At 50.7% G+C, this 23,273-nt stretch carries 21 protein-coding genes; 11 read left to right on the top strand and 10 right to left on the bottom strand.

The annotated features are described in order from the left end of the window. The first annotated feature begins 287 nt into the window (after positions 1-287). Entirely contained in the window at positions 288-947 is a 660-nt protein-coding gene (locus CUZ56_RS03010) for an amino acid ABC transporter permease (RefSeq protein ID WP_126978063.1), read from the top strand. Beyond that, entirely contained in the window at positions 944-1,714 is a 771-nt protein-coding gene (locus CUZ56_RS03005; RefSeq protein ID WP_275427130.1) for an amino acid ABC transporter ATP-binding protein, read from the top strand. The genes CUZ56_RS03010 and CUZ56_RS03005 overlap by 4 nt, the downstream gene beginning before the upstream one ends. A 7-nt stretch (positions 1,715-1,721) precedes the next feature. Here CUZ56_RS03005 and CUZ56_RS03000 read toward each other — a convergent pair whose 3' ends face one another. The 9 genes from CUZ56_RS03000 to CUZ56_RS02960 form a co-directional block, all read right to left on the bottom strand. Next, the gene (locus CUZ56_RS03000; RefSeq protein ID WP_126978061.1) at positions 1,722-2,174 is read right to left on the bottom strand and encodes an Lrp/AsnC family transcriptional regulator; all 453 of its coding nucleotides are present in this window, start codon (positions 2,172-2,174) and stop codon (positions 1,722-1,724) included. A 196-nt stretch (positions 2,175-2,370) separates the two neighbouring features. Further along, complete coding sequence (locus CUZ56_RS02995; protein ID WP_126978059.1) at positions 2,371-4,962, bottom strand: bifunctional aconitate hydratase 2/2-methylisocitrate dehydratase; 2,592 nt, start codon at positions 4,960-4,962, stop codon at positions 2,371-2,373. A 383-nt stretch (positions 4,963-5,345) separates the two neighbouring features. After that, entirely contained in the window at positions 5,346-6,890 is a 1,545-nt protein-coding gene (locus CUZ56_RS02990) for a bifunctional aminoglycoside phosphotransferase/ATP-binding protein (RefSeq protein WP_126978057.1), read from the bottom strand. A gap of 197 nt (positions 6,891-7,087) precedes the next feature. Beyond that, positions 7,088-8,101: an asparaginase gene (locus tag CUZ56_RS02985; RefSeq protein ID WP_126978055.1), complete on the bottom strand. Its 1,014-nt coding sequence runs from the start codon at positions 8,099-8,101 to the stop codon at positions 7,088-7,090. An 8-nt stretch (positions 8,102-8,109) separates the two neighbouring features. Beyond that, entirely contained in the window at positions 8,110-9,345 is a 1,236-nt protein-coding gene (locus tag CUZ56_RS02980) for a M20/M25/M40 family metallo-hydrolase (protein ID WP_162615235.1), read from the bottom strand. A gap of 55 nt (positions 9,346-9,400) precedes the next feature. After that, the gene (locus CUZ56_RS02975) at positions 9,401-10,498 is read right to left on the bottom strand and encodes an ABC transporter ATP-binding protein (RefSeq protein ID WP_204250804.1); all 1,098 of its coding nucleotides are present in this window, start codon (positions 10,496-10,498) and stop codon (positions 9,401-9,403) included. After that, the gene (locus CUZ56_RS02970; RefSeq protein ID WP_126978051.1) at positions 10,495-11,295 is read right to left on the bottom strand and encodes an ABC transporter permease; all 801 of its coding nucleotides are present in this window, start codon (positions 11,293-11,295) and stop codon (positions 10,495-10,497) included. Before CUZ56_RS02970 ends, CUZ56_RS02975 begins: the two co-directional genes overlap by 4 nt. After that, positions 11,285-12,148: an ABC transporter permease gene (locus tag CUZ56_RS02965; RefSeq protein WP_126978049.1), complete on the bottom strand. Its 864-nt coding sequence runs from the start codon at positions 12,146-12,148 to the stop codon at positions 11,285-11,287. Before CUZ56_RS02965 ends, CUZ56_RS02970 begins: the two co-directional genes overlap by 11 nt. Before the next feature lie 79 nt (positions 12,149-12,227). Beyond that, positions 12,228-13,274, bottom strand: a complete 1,047-nt coding sequence (locus tag CUZ56_RS02960; RefSeq protein ID WP_126978047.1) for an ABC transporter substrate-binding protein — start codon at positions 13,272-13,274, stop codon at positions 12,228-12,230. Between the two features lie 729 nt (positions 13,275-14,003). Here CUZ56_RS02960 and CUZ56_RS02955 point away from each other — a divergent pair. Beyond that, complete coding sequence (locus CUZ56_RS02955; protein ID WP_126978045.1) at positions 14,004-14,690, top strand: FadR/GntR family transcriptional regulator; 687 nt, start codon at positions 14,004-14,006, stop codon at positions 14,688-14,690. Positions 14,691-14,778: 88 nt separating this feature from the next. Here CUZ56_RS02955 and CUZ56_RS02950 read toward each other — a convergent pair whose 3' ends face one another. Next, positions 14,779-16,464 carry a SulP family inorganic anion transporter gene (locus CUZ56_RS02950; protein ID WP_126978043.1) on the bottom strand — a complete coding sequence of 562 codons (1,686 nt, stop codon included), beginning with the start codon at positions 16,462-16,464 and terminating at the stop codon, positions 14,779-14,781. 393 nt (positions 16,465-16,857) lie between these two features. Here CUZ56_RS02950 and CUZ56_RS02945 point away from each other — a divergent pair, with 393 nt between their 5' ends. The 8 genes from CUZ56_RS02945 to CUZ56_RS02915 all read left to right on the top strand — a co-directional run bounded on the left by CUZ56_RS02945 (position 16,858) and on the right by CUZ56_RS02915 (position 23,273). Next, positions 16,858-17,727, top strand: a complete 870-nt coding sequence (locus CUZ56_RS02945; RefSeq protein ID WP_126978041.1) for a D-amino-acid transaminase — start codon at positions 16,858-16,860, stop codon at positions 17,725-17,727. Positions 17,728-17,830: 103 nt separating this feature from the next. Then, the gene (locus CUZ56_RS02940; RefSeq protein ID WP_126978039.1) at positions 17,831-18,385 is read left to right on the top strand and encodes a zf-TFIIB domain-containing protein; all 555 of its coding nucleotides are present in this window, start codon (positions 17,831-17,833) and stop codon (positions 18,383-18,385) included. A gap of 358 nt (positions 18,386-18,743) precedes the next feature. Beyond that, complete coding sequence (locus tag CUZ56_RS02935) at positions 18,744-19,253, top strand: hypothetical protein (RefSeq protein ID WP_126978037.1); 510 nt, start codon at positions 18,744-18,746, stop codon at positions 19,251-19,253. A gap of 105 nt (positions 19,254-19,358) precedes the next feature. Next, the gene (gene citG, locus CUZ56_RS02930) at positions 19,359-20,267 is read left to right on the top strand and encodes a triphosphoribosyl-dephospho-CoA synthase CitG (RefSeq protein ID WP_126978035.1); all 909 of its coding nucleotides are present in this window, start codon (positions 19,359-19,361) and stop codon (positions 20,265-20,267) included. Between the two features lie 26 nt (positions 20,268-20,293). Next, on the top strand, positions 20,294-20,719 hold the full coding sequence (locus CUZ56_RS02925; RefSeq protein ID WP_126978033.1) for a HutP family protein: 426 nt from the start codon (positions 20,294-20,296) through the stop codon (positions 20,717-20,719). Between the two features lie 350 nt (positions 20,720-21,069). Continuing rightward, entirely contained in the window at positions 21,070-21,207 is a 138-nt protein-coding gene (locus CUZ56_RS15980) for a hypothetical protein (protein ID WP_204250803.1), read from the top strand. 1 nt (position 21,208) lies between these two features. Then, positions 21,209-22,417 (top strand): Na+-transporting malonate decarboxylase, carboxybiotin decarboxylase subunit, encoded by a 1,209-nt coding sequence (gene madB, locus CUZ56_RS02920; protein WP_126978031.1) that lies wholly within the window; start codon positions 21,209-21,211, stop codon positions 22,415-22,417. Positions 22,418-22,472: 55 nt separating this feature from the next. Further along, on the top strand, positions 22,473-23,273 hold the full coding sequence (locus CUZ56_RS02915) for a biotin--[acetyl-CoA-carboxylase] ligase (RefSeq protein ID WP_162615234.1): 801 nt from the start codon (positions 22,473-22,475) through the stop codon (positions 23,271-23,273).

The following is a 23,273-nucleotide window of genomic DNA, read 5'->3' as shown; positions in this document are numbered from 1 at the left end:
TTGATGATCAAGTCAGCTTTTTTCTGTGACACATCGCATATGCTGAAGTGTAGCTTGATTTTATACTGCACTTTGTATGATGTGTTGTTCATATTGGTGCCATATTCCCAACTGGCAAACCATTCTATATGTACAGTGCTATGCTTTGCACGTTACACGATTCTGGCGGTGAATAACGGGCTATGCAGGAATTCTGCTGTGGTTTGAGGGCATGTCAGAAGTGTGCAACCGTTGTTGTTTGTATCTCGTCCCGCATCATGAGAAATTGATGTCGTTCAGGTATCCATATGTATGAATGGAATTTTCAATCGATCTGGGAATATCGCAATCTGCTGCTCAGCGGTGCCGGTGTTACCATTCTTTATACCGTTTTAGTCACAATCTCGGGTTTTATCTTCGGGGTTATTTTTGGGCTGGGCCGTGCTTCGCCTCATAAGCTGGTTTCTGTTTTATGCCGTTGTGTCATTGAGCCGTTTCGTTGCACGCCCGTGCTGGTGCAACTGATCTGGATTTATTACGCCGTACCGATTATTTTTAACATCACGCCATCGGCTGGGCTGGCGGCTTTTATCACACTGACGCTTTATGGCGGTGCGTTTTATGCCGAGATTGTGCGTGGCGGGATCATCTCCATTGATGCCGGCCAGAAAGAGGCCGGGCAGGCACTGGGCATGCGCAAATGGCAGGTCATGTGGCGCATTGTGCTGCCGCAGGCGATTAAGCGCATGGTGCCGCCGCTGGTGAACCAGTCGATCATGCAGCTTAAAAATACCTCGCTGTTTTCTGTGCTGGCGGTTCCCGACCTGTTGTACCGGGGCGAGGTGATTCTGCATGAAATGTACCGGCCGCTGGAAGTTTACACGGTAATTGCCATCATTTATTTTCTGATTCTGTTTCCTGTGACCTGTTGGGCCGAGCGCCTGGAAATGCGCGGTCAAAAATCATGAAAAACGGTAACTGCATGATCTCTATTCGCAATTTGCGTAAAAGTTTTGGGTCGCTGGAGGTTCTGCGCGATATCAATATGGATATCTCCAAAGGCGAAGTTGTGGCACTGATTGGTCCTTCCGGCTCCGGCAAATCAACGTTGCTGCGTTGCATCAATCTGCTGACCGAACCGGATGGCGGTGTAATCCAGGTCGGAGCGCAGCGTTTCGATTTTGACCAGTTGCAGGGGCATCGGCTGGGCGATAAGGCTTTGGCGCAGTTCCGGGCTCAGACAGGGATGGTTTTCCAGCACTTCAATCTGTTCCCGCATATGACGGCATTAAAAAATGTAATGGAAGGGCCGGTGACAGTGCTCAGGCGGGCCAAGGCAGATGCACAGGAACTGGCAATGCAACTGCTGGAGCGTGTCGGGCTGGCGGATAAAGCACATGCGCACCCGGATGAGCTCTCCGGCGGGCAGAAACAGCGTGTGGCGATTGCCCGGGCACTGGCCATGCGCCCTGATGTGATGCTGTTTGACGAAGCCACCTCTGCACTGGACCCTGAACTGGTGGGCGAAGTGCTCTCCGTGATTGAAGGGCTGGCCAGAGATGGCATGACCATGATTTTGGTGACGCATGAAATCGCTTTTGCCAAAGCGGTGGCAGACCAGGTGGTTTTTATGCGTGATGGCGTGGTGGTAGAGACTGGCACACCTTCACAGGTAATTGACAATCCGCAGCAGGAAGCCACGCGAACGTTTTTAGCGCGGGTGAAACACGCCTGATTGTGAGTCAGGTTGCGCTGCGGTCGATTTTACGCGCCAGCACAATTGAGGTGGTGGTTTTCATGACGCCGTCAATATTGCCGATCTGGTTGAGCAGGTGGTCAAGCTGTTCCGGATTGATGGCTTTGACCCATGCAACGTAATCAAACTCACCGCTGACAGCGCACAGCAGTTGAATTTCCGGAATGCGTTCCAGCTCGACAACGACGGCCTGGTTGGATTTGGGCTGCACGGTGATGCCGACATAGGCATTCAGCTCTGAGGACAGCACATTCTGCCCGAGTTTAACGGTGTAGCCGGTGATGGTTTCGTTTTTTTCCAAGCGTTCAATGCGAGCAATGATGGTGGTGCGGGCGACGCCGAGTTTACGCGCTAGCTCAGCAATGGATTCACGTGCATTGACCTGCAACAGCGAAATAAGTTGACGGTCGGTTTCGTCCAGCAAATCGAGACGTTTCATGGGAAAACCTTCCTCAAGACATAATGTTTTGATTATATAACGATCAGTGCTTCATTCTAAAATAAAGATAGGTTGTGACGATCAGTTCATGCAATCTGTATTGCTACAGATCAGGAAAGATGTGAAAACGCCCTCGTGTTCAGAGGGCGTTTGGGAGCTGATGTGCAGCTTATGGCTGCAGGTGAGAAAAGCAGGTTCAGGCAGTGACTGTTTCCGCTGCTTTTTCGTACTCGGCCATGGTGTCAAAATTCATGTAACGGTAAATCTTGTCACTGTTGGCGGTCAGTACGCCCATGTCGGCCATGTACTCTTCTTTGCTGGGGATTTTGCCCAGCCGTGAGCAGATGGCTGCCAGTTCTGCCGAACCAAGGTATACATTGGTATTTTTGCCCAGCCGGTTCGGGAAGTTGCGGGTGCTGGTAGACATGACGGTAGCGCCTTCGCGCACCTGTGCCTGATTGCCCATGCACAACGAGCAGCCCGGCATTTCGGTGCGTGCACCTGCAGTGCCAAATACGCCGTAATGACCTTCTTCGGTCAGTTGCTTGGCATCCATTTTGGTTGGCGGGGCAACCCACAGCTTCACCGGAATATCGCGCTTACCTTCGAGCAGTTTGGATGCGGCACGGAAGTGGCCAATGTTGGTCATGCAGGAGCCGATGAACACTTCATCAATCTTGGTGCCGGCAACGTCGGACAGGGTTTTCACATCATCCGGGTCATTGGGACAGGCCACAATCGGCTCGCTGATTTTTTCAAGGTCAATTTCAATGACGGCAGCGTATTCAGCATCTGCATCAGGTTGCAGCAGTTGCGGATTGTCCAGCCATTGTTCCATCTTCTTGATGCGGCGTTGCAGGGTGCGTGCATCCTGGTAGCCGTTGGCAATCATCCATTTCAGCAGTGTGATGTTGCTTTGCAAATATTCGATGATGGGCTCTTTGTTCAGGTGCACCGTGCAGCCTGCTGCAGAGCGTTCGGCCGACGCGTCAGAGAGTTCAAATGCCTGCTCCACCTTCAGATTTGGCAGGCCTTCAATTTCCAGAATGCGGCCAGAGAAGATGTTTTTCTTGCCTTGTTTGGCAACCGTCAACTGGCCGTTTTTAATGGCTTGCAGTGGAATGGCGTTGACCAGGTCACGCAGCGTGATGCCGGGCTGCATTTTGCCTTTGAAACGCACCAGCACCGACTCGGGCATGTCCAGCGGCATGACACCGGTGGCAGCGGCAAATGCCACCAGACCGGAGCCGGCCGGGAATGAGATGCCAATCGGGAAGCGGGTATGCGAGTCGCCGCCGGTACCGACGGTATCGGGCAGCAGCATGCGGTTAAGCCAGGAGTGAATCACACCATCGCCCGGGCGCAATGCAACGCCGCCACGGGTGCTGATGAAATCGGGCAGCTCGTGGTGCATTTTCACATCAACTGGCTTTGGATAAGCCGCTGTGTGGCAGAACGACTGCATGACCAGATCGGCAGAAAAGCCCAGGCAGGCCAGGTCTTTGAGCTCGTCACGCGTCATCGGGCCGGTGGTGTCCTGTGAACCTACGCTGGTCATGCGCGGTTCGCAGTAGGTTCCGGGGCGAATGCCTTTGCCTTCAGGCAGGCCGCAGGCACGCCCGACCATTTTTTGCGCCAGTGAATATCCCTTGCCGCTGTCCTGAGGCTGCTCAGGCAGGCGGAACAGGGTGGAGGGCGGCAGTTTCAGCGCTTCACGGGCTTTGGCGGTCAGGCCGCGGCCAATGATCAGCGGAATACGGCCACCGGCGCGTACTTCGTCAAACAGCACGTCGGATTTGACTTTGAATTCAGCAATGACTTTGCCGTCTTTGAGCGCTTTACCTTCATAGGGGCGCAGTTCAATAGCGTCGCCCATGTTCATCTGGGAAACATCCAGCTCAATAGGCAGTGCCCCGGCATCTTCCATGGTGTTATAGAAAATGGGCGCAATTTTGCCGCCCAGGCAAACGCCGCCAAAGCGCTTGTTGGGGATGAACGGAATGTCTTCACCGGTCCACCACAGTACCGAGTTGGTGGCTGATTTACGGCTGGAGCCGGTGCCCACCACATCGCCTACATAAGCAACGAGGTGGTTCTGCTTTTTCAGGTCGGCAATAAACTGGATCGGGCCGCGTTTGCCGTCTTCTTCGGGCTGGAACGGTGCGCCGGGACGGGCATTTTTCAGCATTGCCAGTGCGTGCATCGGAATATCCGGACGGGTTGTGGCATCCGGTGCCGGTGACAGATCATCGGTATTGGTTTCACCCGCAACCTTGAATACGGTAATGGTCAGGCTCTGGGGGACTTCCGGCCGGCTGGTGAACCATTCCGCATCGGCCCAGCTTTGCAGCACGGCTTTGGCGTTGGCATTGCCTTTTTCGGCTTTTTCCTGCACATCGTGGAAGGCGTCAAACATCAATAAGGTCTTTTTCAGACCATCTGCGGCAATGGTGCCGACTTCTGCGTCGTCCAGCAACTCGATCAATGGCGAAATGTTGTAGCCGCCCAGCATGGTTCCCAGCAGTTCCGTGGCTTTGGCGCGGTTGATCAGAGGAGATTTTTCTTTGCCCAAAGCCACTGCGGCCAGATACGATGCTTTGACTTTGGCGGCATCGTCCACGCCGGCAGGAACGCGGTTGGTGATCAGGTCAAGCAGAAAATTTTCTTCTCCGGCAGGGGGATTTTTTAGCAATTCGATCAGATCAGCGGTTTGCTTGGCAGATAACGGTAGCGGCGGAATTCCCAAAGCGGCGCGTTCGGCGGCGTGTTGGCGATAGGCTTGCAACATGGCAAATGTTCCTTCAAGAAAAGACGTGGGATATTAACCGTTGCACACAGCAGGAACAGGCTTGTTATTGCAGGCCGCCTGTCCCCCATGAAATTCACCGCTGTGCAGTTGATCCACATGGTGAATTCATGGGGCGTGCGGTTGTCTCCTTCACCAGTCGTTCTGGCGTTCTTTTCTCTTAAACCATCCTGAACAAGCCTTACCCGGTGGGTGTTCAGTTATTGTGGAGATAGTTTACAGTCTTATATAAGACATAAGTGTTGCTGACTGTATTAGTCATGAAGAAAAGTCGGGTATCAAAAAGCCTTCCGGATGTCTGCTGTGCAGAATTTCGGAAGGCTAAAACAGCGTATGATTTTTAAAGGGGCTTTAAAGGGGTGCGGTCAGGCAAACGCTTTCAGCAGGCGCCGGATATTTTCCTCATAGCCGTTGCTCTGGACAGGTATGGCCTGCTTCAGTTCTTCAGCACTCAAAGGCTCCTGGTTTGCCTGTTGCGCCTGGGCAATTTCCCAGTTGGCGTCGGACGGTTCGGCGGATGTCTCCTGCCGCTGTTGTAAACGGGCCTGCAGTACATCGTCAGGCGCCTGGCAGTCAATGATGTGAAATGGCACATCAGCCGCCAGTGCTGTTTGCTGCGCCGCTTGCCGTTGGGCTTGCTTCAGATAAGTGGCATCAATGATGACGGGGAAGCCCATTTGCAGTATTTCTGCGGCCAGTTGGTGCAAGCGCTCATATGTGGCCGCATTGGTCCGCGGATCATAAATACCGTGATTGAAAGCAGCTGCCGTATCATCACTTCGGGCATACAGGCGTTTGCGCTCAACGTCTGAGCGCAACCTGATGGCTCCTGTTGCTTCTGCCAGTTGCATGGCTGTATGGCTTTTTCCGCTGCCGGAGATGCCATGCATAATGCTCAGAAAACGTTTGGGGGTGACACTGTGCTGCTGGGCCAGCGTTGCGTAATTGCGGTATTGTTGAAATATGGCAGCGCGCTGCTCCGGCGTTGTTTGCGGTGTCATGCCAAACAGGCTGACTTTGGCGCGAACCATGGCCCGATATGCCATATAAAACGGCAGCACAGCCAGTATCTGGTAGTCTCCTGTGCGTTCCAGATACAGGTTGATAAAACGGTTGCATAAGGCATGCAGGCCGCGCGCTTGCAAATCCATGGCGAGAAATGCGACATCGGCGGCAACATCTGTCAGGCGGAAGTCTTCATTGAATTCAATGCAGTCAAAAATGACAACCTGATCATGGAAAAGCGCCATATTGGCTAGGTGAATATCGCCATGGCATTCCCGGATAAAGCCGTTGGCTTTACGGGCTGAAAGCACAGGTTCAAGTTGCCGGTAGCTGTCTTGCGCCCAGCGTTCCAATGCGGCCAGTTGTTGCAGGTCTTTGTCGTCATTCAGCATGGGCCGGATCTGATCGAAATTTTGCTGTACCGGTGCCATCACGTGTTGTGGTGTGCCGTAGGGCAGGGTTACCGGAACCACCGGGGTTTGCAGGTGAAAGTCTGCAATCTGCCGTGCCGTTGAATCGATATATTCGGGCTTCAACTCGCCTTGTTCCAGCAGGTTCACCAGCAACTGTTCCTGTGAGAACTGGTTCATTTGCAGTGCATATTCAATGGCAGGGCCTGTCCCGTTGAGCTGCGGGGCATCCGGAGTGCCTGTAATGGGCAGCACTTGCAGGTAAAGATCGTGCGTCAGCCGCTGATTGAGTTGCAGTTCAAGCTCGCAGAAATGTTTGCGGCCTTCGAGTTCGGTGAAGTTGACGAAGCCAAAATTGACCGGTTTTTTGATCTTGTAAGCAAAAGGCCCTGTCAGAATGACCCAGGAGATATGGGTTTCAAGAACCTGAAATGATTCAACAGGATGGGGGTACAGTGCAGGATTTTGCAGGGCAGCGATCAGAGATTGGCTCATATGTTGTCTTTGTCAGAGTCATGCATAAAAGAGGGCTTTTATGCATGGGCAGTGCACATGCCATATGGGTTATACGGCAAAGCACTGCGAAAGGTTAAAGTGCCGTTATTATAGAAGACACACACCCGTTGGCCAGGGAAGAGCATGATACTCAGCCTGGCCAGGGGGTGTAAGAGGGCATAGAGGGGGCAGTGTATTCATTCCGTGTGAAGGGTGGACATCAATGATTCTGAGTCCAGTGCTTCATGAATGGCTTTGGAAATTTCATCCTTGTTTTGTGTGATCATCAGGATGACGGATAACAGAATGCGCACCTTGATTGCCGGCATATCCCCGGCAAACACCACGCCGATGCGTTCCAGGTCTTTGCCCCCGCCATCTCCATAGATCGGCCTGACGCCACCTTGCTCACACCGGGTTGTGATGACGACCAGGATATTGTCCTTGACGGCCGCCTTGATCACCGAAAACACCGCAGGCGGTACATTGCCCCGGCCAAATGCTTCGATCACAATGGCTTTGGTTCCACTGTTGATCGCGCATTGGACAAACCGGCCATCCATGCCAATGGCCAGTTTGATGATATCGATTCTGCTTTCAATACCATCCACCTTGTATTTTCTGATCACTGCGGGACGTTGCTGGATGCAGATCTCATCTCCATCAATGAAGCCAAGCTTGCCATGTCCTGGAGAATCAAATGCATGCAATTGCGAGCTATGAATCTTTTTTACAAATTTGGCCGCATGAATCTCGCCGTCAAAAACCAGCAAAACACCAAGCCCCGCAGCATGCGGGCTGGCTGCCACCAGTATGGCCGTATACAGATTGCGCGGCCCGTCACTGTCGGGCTGGTCGGCACTGTATTGGGCACCAGTGAACACAACCGGCTTTTCAGAGCTGGCTACCAGGTCGGCCATATAGGCACTTTCTTCCATGGTATCTGTGCCGTGGGTAATCACAACACCGCATACATCTTCACGCATCAGATGTTTTTCTGCGCACTTGGCCAGGCGAAAAACATTTTCAAGCGTCATGCGATGGCTGCCGATATTGCTGAAGTTTTCAATTTCCAGGCTGATATCTGTCAGGTAAGGCGATATTTTTTCTATCAGTGATTCTCCGGGAATGGATGCTCGCACATCCCCCTCTTTTTCATTCCAAGCTGATGCAATCGTACCGCCTGTTGCAATCAATACTACTTTTTTCATGGACTGTTTTATTTACTCAAATAATCATAGGAGGAAAGGGCATGCACACGAAGTATGTTCAATGCCTCATCAATGGATACGTGTTCGTCAACGCCGCCCATGCCAATGGGTGTGGGGCCATAGACAACAGCAGGAACATTTTTGTAGCGCCACAGACGCGCATCGGTATTGGCCATGCCCAGCACATTGACAGGCCTGATTCCGGTGGTTGAGTGCGCGTTGTTGCGGACAATCTGGGCCAGTTCTGAATCAGGGTCGCACCAGTTCGGGTTATTGATCATCATGACTTCGTAGCTGAAATCATGTTTGTGCTTGAGGGCTTCAATGTAGTCTAGCAGATCGTCTTTGGTCACTCCGTTGGGCAGGCGCACGTCCACTTCAAACTCGCAGCGTGAAGCAATCATGTTGACTTTGGGACCTGCTTTCATGGTGCCGACATTGACGATGATGGAGCGTGCCAGTTTGGAAGCGCCTGCGCCGTTGGCTTTGTCAAACTCCACTTTGGATTCTTCCAGCGCTTTAACAACTTCTGCAGGCTCTGTGTATTTAAACTGAATAAAGCCGCGCAGGTCTTCTATGAGCCGGTAAGCCAGGTCAATGGCATTGGGGCTCAGGTGCGCGTATGCAGCGTGGCCGCCAGGGGTGGTGATGACAAACTTCAGCCAGACTGCTCCCTTTTCTCCAAAGCGCACGGTATACGGGCTGCTGGGCTCACCACTGAGGCAGGATGTGCCGGTCACTTCATCGGCAAAATCCGAAAACAGGTATTTGGCCCCATTGGGCCCCATGGTTTCTTCGTCAGATACCAGTGTCAAAGTCAGTTTGCCTTTGAGGTGCTCTTTGAGCCGTTGCATATAAATATACGTAAACAGCAAAGATGCTGAGCCCATTTTCATGTCAGTGACACCGCGGCCATATATGCGGTTATCATGAACCTCTGCGGCCCATGGTTCACTCTGCCACTGCGATGCGTTTTCTACCGGAAACACATCAATATGGCCGTTGAGCACCAGGTGTTTGTCCCCGGCCGCAAAAGTGGACGAAGCAACCAGATTAGGCATGGTCTGCTCTTTGATGCGGATATCGTATGGTATTTTTTCCTGGTCCAGCAGCGAACGGATATGTTGCATGGTGGCAATGGTGTTGCCCGGCGGGTTGGGTGATGCGGCCTGAACGAATTGTCTGAGAAACTGGATAAACTTATCGCGATCCTGTTCAATCCAGGCAAGAAGCTGATTTTTCATGACGTACTCCTGCGCCAAATGCATTCAAAAATAAGGTGATAACAAAAGAACGTTTTTACCCGCAAGGAATCAGCCTGATTCCTTGCGGATCAACTTGGATGTGGATTTCATCTCCGATCTGGGGCCGCTTTCCTGCAGGAAAGTGTGCCTCCATCAGCAGACGTTCTCCACAGACCAGCAGAACCATCCTAGTCATGGAGCCATAGTACTCGGATGACTGGACAACTCCCCTGAAGCCTGGTACTTCTGCAGACGCGGCAGCCGGCCTGAGATACTCAGGGCGCAACACCAGCAGTTGTGGGCCATTGGCGGCACTGGGAACCGGCATCGAAAAGCCTGCAGTCGAAGTAAAAGTACCATTTTGCACTTCTCCTTCCAGTAGCGTGCACCAGCCGATGAATTCCGCAACAAAGCGGGTTGCCGGGGTTTCATAGATTTCTTCCGGGGTGCCAATTTGTTCAACTTTGCCGGCATTGAGAACCACAATCCGGTCGGATAGCATGAGCGCTTCTTCCTGATCGTGTGTGACAAAAAGGGTGGTGATATTGATCTGGTCAATGAGTTTTCTCAACTCTTCACGCAGACGAACCCTGAGCCGGGCATCCAGGTTGGAAAATGGCTCATCCAGCAATAACACCGCCGGGCGCAGCGCCAATGCCCGTGCCAGTGCAACACGCTGCTGCTGGCCACCGGAAAGCTCTCTGGGGTAGCGGCTGGCCAGGTGATCAAGCTCGACCCATTGCAGCATTTCCTGTATGCGTTGTCTGCGTTCTGTTTTACCAATGCCGATGTTATCCAGCCCAAACGCAATGTTGTCGGCGACGGTCATGTGGGGAAACAATGCGTAGCTTTGGAAAACCATGCCGGTGTCTCTTTGATAGGGTGGAAGTTGAGAAACCTCCTGCCCTGAGATCATGATGGTTCCGCTGGTGGGCAGATCAAAGCCGGCAATCATGCGCAGGGTGGTTGTCTTTCCGCATCCGGAGGGGCCCAGCAGGCAGACCAGCTCGCCTTTGTGCACATCCAGCGACAGATGATCAACCGCAGCAAAATCGCCATACCTCTTGCTGATGCCATTCAATGACACAACAATTTCGTCTGAGGCATTGGTGTGCAGTTTGGTCGCTGCATTTTCTTTGGTACCCACGTTCACGCAATCTTCTCCATACCTGAGAATTTTTCAACAATGGCAATGACAACAAGCGTGACCAGAATCACAATGGTGGACACTGCTGCCAGAATCGGATCATAACTGTGCTCTACATAAGTGAAGATCTGCACCGGCAGCGTTGTTTCACCGCCAAATCCCAGAAAAATAGACAATGTAATGTTGCCAAACGATGTGACAAATGCAAATACTGCTGCGGATATCAGTGCCGGAGCCAGCAGGGGCAGGGTGATTTTGCGCAGCACGGTCCAGGGAGAGGCGCGCAGGTTCATGGCGGCCTGTTCCAGTGTTTTATCAAACAGGATGAAACCGGCCGTCAGTGTTCTGACCACATAAGGCAGCGTGATCAGCACATGGCCGATCAGCAACCCGATAAACGTCTGGCTTAAACCCAGCCATGACAGGAACTGCAGCAGTCCCAGCCCAAGCACCACCATCGGGATAATCAGCGGGGAAAGCGTGAGCGTTCTGAACGTTTCCTTGCCTTTGAAGTTGTATCGGTCCAGCACAAAGGCGGCAGATACGCCAATAGCCAAAGAGCATATTGTTGCAATCAGCGCCAGTCTGGTGCTGATCCATAACGACGTCATGAAAGGTTCGTTGGCAAAGGCTGCGCTGTACCACTTCAGAGAAAACCCTTCGGGCGGAAAACGCAGGTTATTGCCGGCAGTAAACGATGAAATGATGATGATAACCGCGGGCAGTGACAGTGTGATGTAGACCAGCGGGCGAAGAATGGCACCGCAGATCCGCATCAGCGTATCTATAAGGTTAAGCCGCATGCTTTTTCCCCTTGGATGTAAAACGCACGGCGAGTGCCGTATTGGCAATGAAAGTCACCATCAGTGTCAGAGCCAGCAGAATAAAAGACATGGCGGCTGCAAATGGCCAGTTCAGCACCGTTAATACTTGTTCATAAATCAGGCTGCCTACCATTTGAATCCGCGACCCGCCAATGAGTTTTGGGGTGATGAACGCAGAAACTGAAAGGATGAAAACCAGTGTCAGGCCGGACAAGATGCCGGGCATGGACAATGGAAGTATCACCCGGCGGAAGGTGGTGAAGCGGTTGGCCCGCAGATTGGATGCGGCCTGTTCAAGTACCGGGCTGATCTGTGATACGACACTCATGATGGAAAGAATCATGAAGGGCAGAAACTGCTGCACCAGAACCACCAGCACGGCAATACGATTCGATAGCAGGCGCTTGGGCGCATCGATAACGCCCAGCCCCACCAACAGCGAATTCAGCAGGCCGGTGTTGCCCAGGACCACAATCCAGCCAAAAACAACAATCACCAGACTCAGCGTCAATGGCAGAATAACCAGTACCATGCGCCACCTGCGTTTTTCCGGTGGCAGCCTTGCCAGCGAATAACCCACAGGGAATCCGATCAGCAGGCTGACAAATGCACTGGCCAGCCCGAAACCAATGGTTTCTGCCAGCACTGTCAGATAGTAACTGTCTAACAGGAATTTGCCATATTGGGCAAAGGTAAAGCCTGATCCTGCCGGTCCGCTGCCTTCATAAAAACTTGAACGCAGCAGACCCAGGATAGGAACCACAAGAAACACAAGCAACAGGGCCAGCGGTGCTGCTAGAAGCAAAATGAATGTAACTTTACGATGCGACATGTTTCTTCTTTTGCAAGCTCGCGTAAATTCCTGCGCTTATATGATAGCGCCAGCAAAGGCCTTGTAAACTATCCGTTTTTTAGCGCACTGCTTTGTTGAACTGTTCAAGCAACTGGCCTCTGATCTGTGAAACCTTGTCCCAGTCGATCGGTTTGAGCATAGAGCGGTCTTTTCCATAAACCACCACATCTTTGGCCACTTCCGGTGCCAGTTCCAGGTTGGTGCAGGGCGCATAGCGGAAGAATTCCACCAATGCGTTTGCAGCCTCGTCAGACAATGCCTGGTTGATATAGGCAAGAACCGCATCTTTTTTTCTGGTTCCCTTGACCGGGGCCAGATAATTAAACAGGCCGTAAGCACCTTCTTTAGGCAGAACCGATTCCATTGGGAAACCTTTGTTGCGCATGGAATAAACGCGGCCATCCCAGAATGCACCTGCCCATACTTCTTCTTGCTCAAACAACTGCACCATGCTGACGGTGCTGTCGCTGACCATTGAAATATTGTCCTTCATGGCAGCCAGTGCCTTGAAGGCGGGTTCCATGTTGTCCAGAGTTCCCCCATTGGCTTCGCCTAATGCAATCAGCGCCAGCAGGCCTGCGGTGTGGCTTGGGCTCATCCAGCCCACCCGGCCTTTAAGGTCGGCACGCGCCAGATCGGCATATGAAGTGACCGGCTGTTTGACATGCTTTGAGTTATAGGTAAGCACAACCGCATTGGTCAGGAAAGGCATGCCGAAGTCACCGAATTCACGCACACCTGGGAGAAGTTTGCTGGAGTTAGGGATTTCTGCATTGGTGATGGGCTCAATGATGTCTGAGCGCATCAACTCCGGAATATTGGGGCTGTCTGCCATGATGATGTCAAATGGCGGGTTGTTTCTGGAAGCCAGGAGTTTTGCCACGGCAGCGGAAGCAGTCCCGTCCTGATAGGATACTTTCAGGCCGGTTTTCTCTTCCAGAGGCTTGCTGACATACTCTGTCAGAATACGGCTGAAGTCACCTCCATACCCGTTGATGTTTAACGTAATCCCTTCAAACTGCTTGGACTGGGCATGAATAATGGCCGGTGCGCCTAATGCCAGCGCAAATGTAGATGATGTTTTTAAGAATGAACGGCGTTTCATTTTAATTTGGCTCCAGGAAAAGTGACTTTCAAATGTGCTTCATAACCTGTGAGATGCAAAGAAACGCATGTAAACCCGACAGTGAGAGCCCGATTAAGCCATGAACCTGTTTGTAGCAGGACATGGAAACATGTATCTATCGCTTGCATTCGTTGTAATACGAATCTTTCTTGTTATGAAAGCACCCTAGTTAACTGATGATACTTGTGATAATTCACGCATGAACCACGTTATGCAGTATTTGCGCATATTTTGAATAACATCTTCAGTCAGGCCAATAACTTCTGGTCAGACCAGTTTATGCTAATTGGCATGCTCTGTGGAGTCAAGCGTTTTCACCTGTGGCAGTCAAGAGTTATGCAGTGCTGTGACAATATCGGCAAAAGTGTTTGCATTGCAAAAATGGAGGCATGGTGCAAATGTGAGCAAAACCGGGTATTGTGGTCGGGTGGAATTGACGTGTTGTACTTTTGCCAGCTGGAAATTCACTTTTAAAACGATAAACAGGTATTTTTTCACTACAGATTGAATGAAGCGCAATGGTTTTAGCAGGTTTGTAGAAATGTGTACAAAAGCTGTGAGAGAATGGGCGCTATTGGGAATCTCTTGGTTGGTTGTAAGAGGTCGTATTCGGTTTCATATCCATCACAGCGGAGCAGGGCAAGTTTTTGAAGTCTCTTGATGGGTGGTGTGACATACCTTAACTTAATACATGCTGGCACATGAGCTATGACGCAATCACATAATGACAAAGTAACGAAAATGGTTGCACTACAGATTCAGGAATTGATTCGCAGTGGTGCGTTATCAGATGGGCAGCCCTTACCTTCGCAAAGGGCGCTGTCTCAAATGCTTGGCGTCAGTCGTACTTCGTTGCGGGAAGCGTTGATCACACTTGAAATGCTGGGCTGGGTACATTCCGAGCCCAGAAAACGCACGATCATTGTCAACAAAGAAGGGCGCGTTCCAGACGATACGGCGCCGCTTTGGCGGCTGGATTATTCAGCCAAAGAGATTTACCATTTTCGATTCATTGTTGAAAGCCATGCAGCAGGCAGAGCCGCAATGTACTGCTCGGACAAACAGGTGAAAATTCTGCGGCAGAATCTGCAGAGCTTTAACAAAGCGCTGAAGATGCAGGATCTGGTGAGCGCGGCGGAACACGACCATGATTTTCATCACCTGATCATGTCATTCTCTCAAAACAGAATGTTTGCTGACTGCTATGACAGTTACGGCAAATCTTTTCTTGAAACGCAGAGCCGGCCGCTGGGTCAGAGGAAACGTTTTCTTGAGATGACCATAGAGCATAAGAATATTCTGGATTCCATTGTGGCCCATGAGCCAACCAATGCTGAATATTTTATGCGCATCCATATACTAAAAGCAGCAGAACGTGCAGGCATATCCATGTAAAGCCTGTCTGAGGCGCTGATGGAATCAAGAGACTCTTGGTGACTGTGCGCAAGCAGGCCTGCTTTAAGAGCAGGCGCAGACTGGGTTTTCAGTTGCTGTGGGTGTTTGTTTCGTGCTCATCCTGCTCTGCCAACTGCTGGCAGACCACCAAAGCCTGTAACACATTTTTAAAGTAATTATCCGGCCCAACCAGGTTGATAATTTTGGCCTTTTCCAGTTTGGCGTGAACCCTGTCATTGGCCCCGGTCAACATGACCCGAATGCCACGCTTATGCAGATCCAGAATGGCTTCCTCCAGAGTCAAGAGCCCTGTGAAATCAATAAAAGGAACCCAGCGCAAACGGATGATCAGAATGCGCGGATCGGTAGCGGTGTTGGCTAAAGCGCGCTCCAGGTTTTCAACCGCGCCAAAAAAGAAGGGGCCTTCAACGGTATAAACCAGAGTGCCAGGGGGCAGATGCGTGATGCCCTGGTGCGCAAACTCATGGTCAAGCTCCTGTTCAGTAACTTGACGAACTTCCACACTTCTGGCCATACGGCGCAAAAACTGAAAGACAGCCAGAATAACACCGATGTTGACCGCCACCACCAGATCGGCAAAAACCGTCAGGCAGAATGTCACCAGCAGAATGGTCACATCGGTACGGGGTGCCCGTTGGACCAATTTGATGAAATGCGGGATGTCACTCATGTTCCAGGCCACAACAAACAAAATGGCAGCCAGAGCAGCCAGCGGGACGTTGACCGCCAGTGGGGCCAGCAGCATGATGACCAGTATCAGTGTCAGCGAATGCACAATGCCTGATAAAGGGCTGGTGCCGCCATTGCGGATATTGGTTGCCGTACGTGCAATGGCGCCTGTAGCTGCAAAGCCGCCAAACAAGGGAGTAACCATATTGGCAATGCCTTGCCCGATCAGTTCCTGGTTGGAGTTGTGGCGTGTACCGGCCATGCCATCTGCGACCACTGCTGAAAGCAGGGATTCAATCGCGCCCAGCATGGCAATTGTGAATGCGGGGCCGATCAGCTCGATGATTTGTTTGAATGACAGGTTCGGCATTTGAAATGAGGGCAGGCCTTGTGGAATACCGCCGAATGCTGAGCCGATGGTTTTGACACCCTCAAAGTGAAAAATGGATTGCAAAACAGTGGCTGCCACAAGGGCAACCAATGGGCCGGGAATGCGCTTCAGCCAGGTGATTTTAGATGTATGAATGACCAGCAGCAGCGATATGACGGCCAGAGCCGTGGTTGGCAAATGCAACTCGGGCAGGGCCTGAAGCAGATACCATAGCTTTTCATGGAAATGCAGGTTTGTGTCGGCTGCGGCAGGGAGCCCGAAAAAATCTCCCCACTGGCCCACCCAGATGATCACACCAATTCCCGCAGTAAAGCCGACAATGACCGGAGCAGGAATGAATTTAATGATGGTGCCCATGCGGGCGATGCCTAACAGAAGCAGAATAAGCCCGGCCATCAGCGTTGCTGTTTGCAGGCCGACAATGCCGTAGTTGGCCGTGATGCCAGAGAGTATGACGATAAAGGCGCCTGTTGGGCCTGCAATTTGCAAACGGCTGCCGCCCAAGGTAGAAACCAGAAAACCCGCAATAATCGCCGTATAAATGCCTTGTTCGGGTTTGGCGCCCGAGGCAATCGCAAACGCCATGGCCAAAGGCAGGGCAACGACGCCAACCACAATACCCGAAATGATGTTTTGCAACCAGTATTTTCGGTTCAGCAATCCGGCACGATAAGCTTCGATAATGGCAGGCATGGCAAACGTTGCTACTGACAAATAGGCCTATGAAACAGGGGAAGAAATGCGCATGGCACTTTGCATGACCGAGCTGATGTTGCAGAAAACAGGCCTCAGAAGCCTAAAAACCAGACAGTCTGTTTTGTGTGATGCACAAACGATGTTGATTGTGCCATACGCCGGGTGTTATGGCATCAATCTGAAGTGCATTGATTGCCAACTGTGGCTATTTCACAAATAAATGCGGTATTTCGAGCTTATTGTTGCCAATAGGGGAAATGAGGAGAACATGAACATATGTCAGACGAGTGTTGCTTTGAAGGGTGTTTTTCGTTGAAAATGGCAATTCTGTTCAGGTGAAACATGTGAAAAGATTCACAATGCATCTTTAAGCCGATGAAGGAGCAATACATGGGACGGATTGTTTATGTCAATGGTCAGTATGTTGATGAGAGCGATGCAAAAGTCTCCATCTTTGACCGGGGATTTTTATTTGCCGACGCCGTGTATGAAGTTACCGCGGTGATCAATGGCCGGTTGCTTGAGTCTGAAGGCCATCTTACAAGGTTGAAGCGTTCATGCAATGAACTGCAGTTGAAAATGCCGGTCAGCCAGGACCAGTTGCTGGATATCCATAGGCAATTGATTGAAAAGAACCAACTGCGCGAAGGCGGCATTTATATGCAACTGACGCGCGGTCGTGATAAAGACCGTGACTTTTCATTCCCTCCGGCCGATACGCCGGCTACCCTGGTACTCTTTACCCAGGCTAAAAATCTGTTGGATTGCCCCATTGCCAAAAAAGGCATCAAGGTGGTTTCTGTGCCAGACTTGCGCTGGCGCCGGCGTGATATCAAAACCGTTCAGTTGTTATGTGCTTCCCTGGCGAAAGAATATGCGCATACTCAGGGGGCAGATGATGCTTTCCTGGTGGAAGACGGTTATGTCACTGAAGGCAGCGCCAGCAATGCCTTTATCATTCAACAAGACAATACCATTGTGACCCGTCCTCTGAGCAACGATATTCTGCACGGTATCACGCGCAAAGCCATTATTCAGCTCATTGAGCAGGACCGCTCATTCAAACTGGAAGAACGGCTTTTTACCATTGAAGAGGCCAAGGCAGCCAAAGAGGCTTTTGTCAGTGCAGCGACGGCTTTTATCTGGCCCGTTGTCAGCATTGACGGCCACGTGCTGGGAGATGGTAAACCGGGCCCCATTGCAAGCAGGCTCAGGGCGCTTTATCTGGATGCGGCTAAAAAGGCTGTTGGGCTGGCCTGACTAAGACATATACATATGGATATGGCGGAATACAGGGCAGGGCATGTAAAGCTTCTCGCAGAAGCGTCACATGCTCATCTTTCATATTGGAGGATAGTGTGATATGAAGTGTCCAAGCTGCGCAAATGGAAAGTTGAATAGGGCATATCTGGATAACCTGTTTGCGTGTCAAACATGTGATCATTGCGGGGGCAACTGGATTTTGCTTGAGGATTACCTGCGCTGGAAAGACACTTCGCCTGAGCCATTAGATGCAACGAGTGCAGAAGACCTGGACATAGAACCCATGGATTCAAAACAAGCATTGGTTTGCCCGGTGAGTGGTGCCTTGATGTTGAAGTACAGAATATCCAAAGACAGCAGCCATCGCCTCGATCTGTCGCCAGATGTTGGCGGCATTTGGCTTGATAAGGGAGAATGGGAATACCTTAAAAAGGCAGGGCTGGCGTATCAGTTGAACAGCATTTTCACGACGCCATGGCAGCGCAAGGTTCGATCAGAATCTGCAAAAGATACTTTTGAACAAATGTATCGAAAAAAATTTGGCAACGAAGATTACGAAAAAGTCAAATCAGTAAGGGCATGGCTTGTTGCACACCCTCACCGCAATGCGTTACGTGCATTTTTAATGGCTGAAGACCCCTGGTCTGCAAGCTAATGTGAGGCGTGGCAGTGTGTGGCTGGGCTTTATCAACCTGATAGCCGCTAATAACTTTACCCCACCAGTGCATAACCCATGAACAGAATAACCTGCTATGTGCTGCTGATTGTGCACTCCAATACGGGTAATTTGCAGGTTTACAACTGTGTTGCTTACATAATACGTTACCGATTTTTGGCGGTGATAGAATGTATTCATCACCTAACGACAAGTGATTATGTGTGTGTGTTGTACCCAGCAACGCAAAGTGAACTAGGTGTTTATTTGTGGCTGTGAGAGGAAATTTTTTCCTCAACGTGAGACGGTGATTTCGTCAAATTGAACAACACTAAGTTGGCTTTGTTCTGGGGTCGCTATGGAGCGCACAATCACCGACGAGCACAGGCCTGGCGCTGAACAGGCGCAGCATCCTGTCTATATTCCCTCGAAAGAAAAGCTTGACGTGCCGATCAGTGGCCTGCGTGCATACGTGTGTCTGAAGCACCGCTCCACTAGCGTAGCCATGAATAATCAATCTGGCATATACGCGCAAAACAGCAAATGGCGTTCACCATTCGGGCTTCATGGAAAAGCGTTCAGTGTTTACCGGTTGGTCAATGTGCGGAGCGTCTGTAAAGGCGCACGGGCTGTACAAGGTATCGGTCTGAGAACCTGTTTGGCTCCAGCCTTGTTTGCTTTGTTCTATGTTGTCAATTCAGCAGTAAAAATCTGTTTTTCTTTTGCCGATGGTTTGCGTATCAAGAACATGTGGCACAAGGCGCCGGGGTGTAGCGTAAATGCATCTTCAGCAGGAACGTTGCAGACCACACGGCGGGGCTTTAACGGTCAGTTTCAATGGACAAATGTTTTTGTATTGATGGGGTGAACTCATGGCAGGCTATGGTTATTTTTATTTAACTACTTCTTGTGTTAACACAGGAAGTATGCAGTGTGTTCCGTGCTTCAATGATGATCTGGTTTGATTTTTAACATGCTCAGTCAAAAAGATTTTTTGAGTTATACCGCTGCTGAGATAGCCGATCTGGCTCGCAGTGCCGCCATTCTGGAGGTTTCTGTATCGCCCAAGCCTGGCCTGGTGTGTCCTGACACGCCTGGCGCACATTCAGATATGGACTACCACACGTTTATCAGCAGCGCTTTGTCTTTGCATACATATTTTGAAACCTGTGTCCAAATTGGCCAGACTCTGGAACATATGTCTGCAGACCAGCGTTTTGTTGTTTTGCGTCGGGCAGGCGTTGCTGCGGAGAAAGAAATGTATGCGGCAACTGGCGGTATCAATACGCATAAAGGGCTGATTTTTTCTCTGGGCATTGTCTGTTGTGCTGCTGGAACACAACAAGTCCGGCTGAGAAAAGCATCTTCTTTTGACCCGCGTCAACAATCTGCACTTTTGCTCAAGTCGATATGTGATGAAGCCGCACAGATGGTGAAGGGAATGGTTCAGCGCGAACTGGTGGATGCGGTGACTGCAATCCATGACAGGCCGTTGACCGCTGGAGAACATATCTATCAGCAATATGGCATTACAGGGATTCGAGGAGAAGCGGAAGCAGGTTTTCCGCATGTGGTGCAGGCATTTGAGTACCTTGTTAAAGCCTTGGCACAGCAAAGCTGGAATGATGCCTGTTGCCATGTGCTGCTGTTTTTAATTCTGCATACGCAAGATACCAACGTTGTGCACAGGCGTGGTTTAGCGGGTTTGCAAGCGTTACAGAAAGGGGCTGAAGAACTGTTTGCCAAAGTGCATTCGGATGCAGGCCAGCAGTATCGTGATTACTGTGCAGTATCTACACGCAGCAATCTCAGTCCGGGGGGCTGTGCTGATTTGCTGGCGTTAACGCTGTTTTTCTATTTAATGTTTTATGGTCGAACTTAGAAAAGTTGGCTGTAAGGAGAGATAAGATGCTTGGAATCAACCATACCACCCCGATCGGCAAACTGGCTCTGGTACTTGCGATGAGCGAGGGTGAGGAAGAGGAAAAAAGAATCAAGGAGTTTATTCACACCATTGATCACACCACTGGTGCGGCAACATTCATCACCGGGATGAGCAATAAAATCACGGCGTCGTATGCCAAGATCATTGTCAATACAGCGCTGTCAAGCGGTGTCATTGCCAAGCATCCAGGGCAGGTGCATGCAGTGATTCATGCCAGTCTGGAAGCGTTGCATGCGATGATTTCGCTGCCGTCTGTTTCGACCAGTTTGAAGGTGAAGATTGGCATGGTATCGAATAAAAAATGGGTGGCAATTGCGGCTTATGGATACTCTGCTTTTTCGGTATATACAAACCATGAACGTTGTGGTTTGGGCATGATGCATTTGTAGGATGGAAGTATGTAATAACGGATTGCTCGGATTCTTGTAATTTCGGGCAAATAGGAATACACTTCCCTCCATCATCTGTGATGAGCTTGCTAACAGTGACTTGCAAGCCTGTGAAAGCACAAAATACTGTGCAGTGATTTTTCTTCTACCGCCAAAGTGATTTAGTGTAATTTGTCTGGCAAACCGGCATGAATTGTCATGTTGTCTTTCGGTTTGTTTACTGACGTCTCTAAGAATTCATTAAAAGCATGTGCATGCTGTGTAACGACAGTGTGCGCATGCTTTTTTTCGTTGCACTATCTGGGGCGCTCAGCCGAAATTCAGAATTTACAAATGAATAAGGTTGAATTATGAACATCATCGTTTATGCACTGCTGTGTTATGGCATTACAGCGGTCATTTCTTTTTTTCTAATCGCGTTGATCATTCTGATCAATAAAATCATGAGCCGTTCTAGCACAAGCGAACAGGCCGAAGAAGGAGTTTGAGATGGAGCAGTTAATCCAGATTTTTCCCGGCATCTCCTCTCTGTTCATGCAAGCGCCGATGCTGGCGGTTTCCCGAATTCTGTTGATTGTTTTTGGCCTGGTGCTGGCTTATTACGGCTTTAAGAAGACGCTGGAACCACTGATCATGATCCCGATGGGGCTTGGCATGATTGCGATCAATGCGGGCACTTTGTTTTTAGCTGATGGCTCTATTGGCAACATCATTTTGGATCCGCTGATTTCGGATCCTAGTGAGCTGGTTGACATGATGCAGGTGAACTTCCTGCAGCCGGTGTATACGCTGACATTCAGCAATGCGTTGATTGCGTGTCTGGTGTTCATGGGCATTGGGGTGATGAGTGAAATCAGCTTCATTCTGGTGCGCCCCTGGACATGTCTGGTGTTGGCTCTGTTTGGTGAGCTGGGCACGTTTGCTGCGCTGATTGTTGGCAGCTACATGGGGCTGTTGCCCGGTGAAGCGATTGCCGCGGCCATCATTGGTGGTGCTGATGGCCCGATGGTGCTGTTTGCCTCGCTGATACTGGCCAAGGATCTGTTTGTGCCGATTGCAGTGATTGCGTACCTGTACCTGAGCCTGACGTATGTGGGTTATCCGTACCTGATGAAGCTGATGGTGCCGAAAAAATACCGCGGCATTGACATTGAGTTTGAAGTGCCCAATGCAACCAAGAAAAGCAAGTTCACCATGACCATCGTGTTGTGTGCGGTGCTGTGCCTGCTGTTGCCGGTGGCTTCTCCTTTGATCATGTCGTTCTTCATCGGTGTGGCGATCAAAGAAGCTGAGATTGAGCCTTTGCAGAATCTGCTGGAAACGACCATTTTGTACAGCGCTACTTTCTTCATGGGGCTGCTGCTGGGTGTGCTGTGTGATGCCAATACGTTGTTGAATCCGAAGATTGCCATTCTGGTGGTGATCGGTGTGGTGGCGCTGGCTATTTCCGGTATCGGTGGCATTTTGGGCGGCTGGCTGTTTTACTGGATCAACAAGGGTAAGTTCAACCCGGTTGTTGGGATTGCCGGTGTGTCGTGTATGCCGACAACATCCAAGCTGGCCCAGAAGGCCGCGATGGAAGAAAACCCGTACTGCATGATCATGCCGATTGCCATGGGGATCAATATTTGCGGTGTGATCACTACAGCGGTGGAAACCGGGGTGCTGATTGCTACCGCAGGCTGGATTATGACCTGATATATGCGCCGTAACGTTCACCTCATGAAGCTCTTGAAATGAACCGGGAATGTTGATGAAACAGTTTGACACTTTGATTGACGGTTGGCAGTGCATAGAAGTTGATATGGTGGATTCAACCAATGCAATGGCCAAACGGATGCTGCAAAACGGACCGATTTCCTCCAAAACGGTGATCGTTGCGCACGAGCAGTCAAACGGTTATGGACGCTCTGACCACGGCTGGGAATCTGGGAATGACTTGGGGCTGTGGGTGAGTGCCATCATCAATGTCAATGTCGGGATTGAAGAGCTTGCGCAATCCACGCTGGTACTGGCTGTTTCAGTGCAAAACGCAGTGAAGCAGGCAACTGGTGTGGACTTGCAGATCAAATGGCCCAATGACCTGTTGGGCGATGAAAAAAAGTGTGCCGGTCTGCTGGTTGAAATGGCTCCTACAGCCAGCGACATGGGCAGGTACACAACGTCGCACACACTGGTGTTGGGGGTGGGGTTGAATGTGAATCAGACCGCCGGGGGTTTTTCCCCGGCGCTGAACGGCAAGGCCACGTCACTGTCCATGTTGGGTGGCGGTGAGGTGACTCAGTCAGATCTTTTGCACTGCATGTTGGAAAGCATTGATGTGTTTTTCCTGCAGTGGCAACAAACAGGTTTTGCAGGAATCCGCAAGTTATGGCTTGAACACGCACATACCCTGGGCAAAACAGTCTCTTTCCAATCGGATGATGGTTATCAGAGCGGTTTGGCGATAGGCATGTCTGAAGCAGGTGCGTTACAGGTCCGGTTGGCAGACGGTTCTGTTGTGGAGGTGGATTCCGGTGAGATTTTCTTGAAACTTGAATTGGCAGATACCTAA

It is taken from the genome of Saezia sanguinis (assembly GCF_003991585.1).
In the GTDB taxonomy this organism is placed as follows: domain Bacteria; phylum Pseudomonadota; class Gammaproteobacteria; order Burkholderiales; family Burkholderiaceae_C; genus Saezia; species Saezia sanguinis.
This window is presented reverse-complemented; position numbering and strand designations above follow the sequence as displayed.

What these genes read in the sequence shown, in the direction of transcription:
- CUZ56_RS03010 (WP_126978063.1), top strand. Translation starts at nt 288, where the DNA reads ATGTATGAATGGAATTTTCAATCGATCTGGGAATATCGCAATCTGCTG.
- CUZ56_RS15980 (WP_204250803.1), top strand. Translation starts at nt 21,070, where the DNA reads ATGAACATCATCGTTTATGCACTGCTGTGTTATGGCATTACAGCGGTC.
- CUZ56_RS02925 (WP_126978033.1), top strand. Translation starts at nt 20,294, where the DNA reads ATGCTTGGAATCAACCATACCACCCCGATCGGCAAACTGGCTCTGGTA.
- CUZ56_RS03000 (WP_126978061.1), bottom strand. Translation starts at nt 2,174, where the DNA reads ATGAAACGTCTCGATTTGCTGGACGAAACCGACCGTCAACTTATTTCG.
- CUZ56_RS02935 (WP_126978037.1), top strand. Translation starts at nt 18,744, where the DNA reads ATGGAGCGCACAATCACCGACGAGCACAGGCCTGGCGCTGAACAGGCG.
- CUZ56_RS02980 (WP_162615235.1), bottom strand. Translation starts at nt 9,345, where the DNA reads ATGAAAAATCAGCTTCTTGCCTGGATTGAACAGGATCGCGATAAGTTT.
- CUZ56_RS02945 (WP_126978041.1), top strand. Translation starts at nt 16,858, where the DNA reads ATGGGACGGATTGTTTATGTCAATGGTCAGTATGTTGATGAGAGCGAT.
- CUZ56_RS02960 (WP_126978047.1), bottom strand. Translation starts at nt 13,274, where the DNA reads ATGAAACGCCGTTCATTCTTAAAAACATCATCTACATTTGCGCTGGCA.
- CUZ56_RS02940 (WP_126978039.1), top strand. Translation starts at nt 17,831, where the DNA reads ATGAAGTGTCCAAGCTGCGCAAATGGAAAGTTGAATAGGGCATATCTG.
- madB (WP_126978031.1), top strand. Translation starts at nt 21,209, where the DNA reads ATGGAGCAGTTAATCCAGATTTTTCCCGGCATCTCCTCTCTGTTCATG.
- CUZ56_RS02915 (WP_162615234.1), top strand. Translation starts at nt 22,473, where the DNA reads ATGAAACAGTTTGACACTTTGATTGACGGTTGGCAGTGCATAGAAGTT.
- CUZ56_RS02995 (WP_126978059.1), bottom strand. Translation starts at nt 4,962, where the DNA reads ATGTTGCAAGCCTATCGCCAACACGCCGCCGAACGCGCCGCTTTGGGA.
- CUZ56_RS02985 (WP_126978055.1), bottom strand. Translation starts at nt 8,101, where the DNA reads ATGAAAAAAGTAGTATTGATTGCAACAGGCGGTACGATTGCATCAGCT.
- citG (WP_126978035.1), top strand. Translation starts at nt 19,359, where the DNA reads ATGCTCAGTCAAAAAGATTTTTTGAGTTATACCGCTGCTGAGATAGCC.
- CUZ56_RS02990 (WP_126978057.1), bottom strand. Translation starts at nt 6,890, where the DNA reads ATGAGCCAATCTCTGATCGCTGCCCTGCAAAATCCTGCACTGTACCCC.
- CUZ56_RS02970 (WP_126978051.1), bottom strand. Translation starts at nt 11,295, where the DNA reads ATGCGGCTTAACCTTATAGATACGCTGATGCGGATCTGCGGTGCCATT.
- CUZ56_RS02965 (WP_126978049.1), bottom strand. Translation starts at nt 12,148, where the DNA reads ATGTCGCATCGTAAAGTTACATTCATTTTGCTTCTAGCAGCACCGCTG.
- CUZ56_RS03005 (WP_275427130.1), top strand. Translation starts at nt 944, where the DNA reads ATGAAAAACGGTAACTGCATGATCTCTATTCGCAATTTGCGTAAAAGT.
- CUZ56_RS02955 (WP_126978045.1), top strand. Translation starts at nt 14,004, where the DNA reads ATGACGCAATCACATAATGACAAAGTAACGAAAATGGTTGCACTACAG.
- CUZ56_RS02950 (WP_126978043.1), bottom strand. Translation starts at nt 16,464, where the DNA reads ATGCCTGCCATTATCGAAGCTTATCGTGCCGGATTGCTGAACCGAAAA.